This is a genomic window from Protofrankia sp. Cr1 (assembly GCF_963555865.1).
In the GTDB taxonomy this organism is placed as follows: Bacteria; Actinomycetota; Actinomycetes; order Frankiales; family Frankiaceae; genus Protofrankia.
This window is the reverse complement of sequence record NZ_CAUVXO010000581.1, coordinates 1-3211: the sequence shown is the minus strand read 5'-3', so window position 1 is coordinate 3211 and position 3211 is coordinate 1. Positions and strand designations below refer to the sequence as shown.

Genomic DNA, 3211 nt, shown 5'->3' with positions numbered 1-3211 from the left:
GGCCCAAGCTGGACAAGCCCACCTGCCCTGGACGTTTGCCCGGACGCGTCCGGAACATCCAGGGGTGCATCCGGGACTGGCACCACCACGACCTCGGACGCGTCCGGAGCGTCCGAGGTCGTGGTGGTCTTCGACGTCCTCGTCATCGTGTTACGTCCTCAGCGGACCGCGGCCTGGACGGCGTCCGGGCGACCCGCCACACCGCCGTCCGTTCCGAGGACGCGACCGGATGACCCGCGTCCCGCACCGCAGCGATGAGATCCTCGCGCCGTACCTCGCCTCGAGCCGAGAGCTCCCGATAGATCCGCCGTGCGGTTCGGACCACGTCTTGGTCCAGGCCGCCGATCGGGACGTCCGGGACGTCGTCGTCCGTACCCTCGTCGACGACGTCCCGCGGGACGTCCGAGATCTGATCAGCAGGCCACGGCGCGAGCTCGTCCTGGACGGGCCCTGGCATCTCGTCGTCCGGGACTACGTCGGGCACCCGGGGCGACGTCGGGCGTGTTGTGTGCAGGCTTGCGGCTAGGAGATAGCACGCCGCCGGCCAGACCGCGACCGCCGTGCCCCACCCGGGCGCGGTGGCGGTCTCCAGGTTCGCGCTCACCGTCGCGGCGATGCCGACCAGGAGTACGACGGTCGGCCACAGCACGGACTGGCCGAGCCTGCGCCGGCGGCGGGTCTCCAGCGCTGCGGCGATCGCTAGCAGCTCCACCGAGATGGCGATCGCCCAGCTCGCCGCCTGGTCCGCGCCGTGGTCCAGCGCAACCCGACGCACATGCCGGAAGGAGATCGCGAACGCACAGGCGCCAAGAACCACCGGGAGCGCGCGGGCCGCCCAACGTTCGATCGGCCCGGCCTCGGCGCCTCGCCGGGAGGGCCTGTTGGGGGAGAGAGTTGTCACAGGGTTCCGTTTCCCTTCTCTGCAGGGTGCGGGATCTAGGCCCTGGCCTGGCGTTCCACCGCCGGCCAGGGCTGCTTATTCGTCTGCGAGTTGGAGGAGGGCTTCGAGCCCTGGGGAGCCTGGGGTCAGCGCGGCCCACAGGTCCAGGTCGGTCCCCACGGCCTGCGCGTCGAGATCCAGCTCGGGCATCAGCGCATCGTCCGCTCAACCAGGGGCAGCACGACGAGAACGACCCACACAACGGCGATCGCAATGCCGATAATCCATTTCACAGTTACACCACCGACGAAGGATGGCCGTGCGATGGTTGTGGTCGCGCCAACGCCTCGATGACCGCGGCACGGGCGTCCCCCGTTCGACGAATCTGGTCGAACATCCGATCGAGGCGCGCAGACTGGGCCGTGGCGATCTGCTGCAGCTCGGCGATGTTCGTCGCAGAGATCCGATCGAACTCGGCATATGCCGAGTCGGTCCGGGCCTGTGCGGCGGCAATCCTCCCAGGATTGCCGCACTTCTGCGCCTTCGTCAGCAGCCCCTTGGCCGCCGTCCACCGGCGGTAGGCCGTCGTCTGCTCCGCGACGAGATCCCGCTGCCGTGCGCCGGCGATGGCGTCTTTGGCCCGGCCGATGGCGACCAGTTCGTCCAACGCGGCCTGCTCGGCATCGCGGATCTTGATGAGCGAGTCGACATCAGTCAGGCCAGTACGCGTGCTCACCGGACGCCGTCCTCTGGGATGTCGGCCGTTGCGGCGTGGGCGCGACCTGCTGCGTGGGACCGGGCGATGAGGCCGATGATGACCTGCACCGTTTCGGTCTCCCACATCTCGGCCAGCCAGCGCAGGATCTTGCTGTCGTAGTCGCCGAGGTCGACGCCGGCCGCCGAGCAAGCTGCGAGCAGGTGATGCAGCACGGCCTCGCCGCCCATCCGATTGACGGCATGCAACGCGACGACCGCCCGCGGCATCGCTTCGGCGCGAGCCTGCGCCTCGGTCTGATACGGACCGGGCAGGGCTACAACCGGTGAGGCGTCGCCGGGCGGGGCCGGCGGGACGGGTGCGCCGTGCTCTGATGCGCACTCGGGGTGCTCGGGCCCGCTGCCGATATCGGCACCCGGGCCGGAGACCGGCTCACCGCAGAACCGGCAGGGTCGGCTCGGGTGGGGGCCGGCTATCTGGCGACTGGCGAAGAAATCTTCACTGCTGAGGGTGGCCCGTTGGCTGTCGGTACCCGGGCCGAGGTCATGCGGGTGGGTCGCCGGTGAGCTCATGCCGGCTGGACCGTGCCGGTCGAGGGCAAGCGGGGTCCAGGGTATGGACCAGGTGGGGGCGTTCGTGCCGTGCCCCCAGGCCCGTATGGACACGACGCGGACGCCGCACCCGCAGGCGCCCAGCGCGGTTACCGCTCGGATGCCGTCGAGGTCGCGCTGTTCGGGCGCGAGTGCCTCCCAGGGGAGGCCGCGGATGGCACCTACTGCGCCGAGGCGTCCGATGTACGCCTCGAGCTGAGGCTGGAGGTGAAGACAGTCGCGATGGGTGTTGGGTTGGACACGGCTGTAGCCTTGTTGTTGGCTGTGCTCGTCCTTTTCGGGCATGCTGGGGCTCCCAGAGGTTCGGGGCGCCAACCGCGAGTGACCTACTAACTTTGGCCATCTCGCTCCGGCGCGACCTGTGTTTATGCAGGTCAGCTCAGCGTTTCTCGCTTGCTACCTTACAAGCGAGTGGTCGCAGGTTCGATCCCTGCCGCGCCCACGAGCTGGTTCCGCATGCTCGTTGATTTTTGATCAAGCCCGCCGCCAGCCGCAGACCGGCAGCGGATACACCGGGGCGTATTCCTCCGGTCCGGTCACGCGGCCCAGCCGTCCACATCCGGGGTCCAGCCGTCCGGACCGTCACCGACGAGATCGAGCAGTTCGGCGACCGCCGGCACCGGATACCGGCGCGCCATCCGCGCAATCTCGGGGTCGTCGACCCAGCAGGCCCGCACCCGAACCGGGTCGGCTTGGCCGTCCAGGCGCACATAGCCGACCCCGGGCATGTCCTCACCGATCTCGTCGGCCCGTGCCCCGCGGTCGCGGGCACCATCCCCGAGCACGAGATCCACCTGGTCGGCTTCGGTCATCCGCAGTGCGACCCGGACGGGGAACAGGTCCCGGAACGGCAGCACCTCTTTGCGGGGGTCCTGCACCGCCCCGATCACGGCCACGCCGGGTGCCCGGCCTTAACCTCGCGGCCCGGACCCGGCTCACCCTCACCTATCTATCCGGGCTCCAGGGCGTCCCCGGTGTCGATGTCCGCTTGCACACCGCGACCCT

Annotated in this window: 3 protein-coding genes and 1 pseudogene; all 4 read right to left on the bottom strand. The window is 69.7% G+C overall.

The window, feature by feature from the left end; genetic code table 11:
• Nucleotides 1-142: 142 nt before the first annotated feature.
• On the bottom strand, nt 143-901 hold the full coding sequence (locus tag U9980_RS26165) for a DUF2637 domain-containing protein (RefSeq protein WP_322770366.1): 759 nt from the start codon (nt 899-901) through the stop codon (nt 143-145).
• 274 nt (nt 902-1175) lie between these two features.
• Nucleotides 1176-1616, bottom strand: coding sequence for a hypothetical protein (locus U9980_RS26160; protein ID WP_322770365.1), 441 nt, complete (start codon nt 1614-1616; stop codon nt 1176-1178).
• Nucleotides 1613-2491, bottom strand: coding sequence for a hypothetical protein (locus tag U9980_RS26155; protein WP_322770364.1), 879 nt, complete (start codon nt 2489-2491; stop codon nt 1613-1615). Before U9980_RS26155 ends, U9980_RS26160 begins: the two co-directional genes overlap by 4 nt.
• A 251-nt stretch (nt 2492-2742) precedes the next feature.
• Nucleotides 2743-3117, bottom strand: a pseudogene (locus U9980_RS26150) (cell division protein FtsK); the annotation flags it as partial.
• Nucleotides 3118-3211: the final 94 nt, after the last annotated feature.

Bases quoted from the DNA above. Each gene is read 5' to 3' on its own strand.
- U9980_RS26155 (WP_322770364.1), bottom strand. From the start codon at position 2,491: ATGCCCGAAAAGGACGAGCACAGCCAACAACAAGGCTACAGCCGTGTC.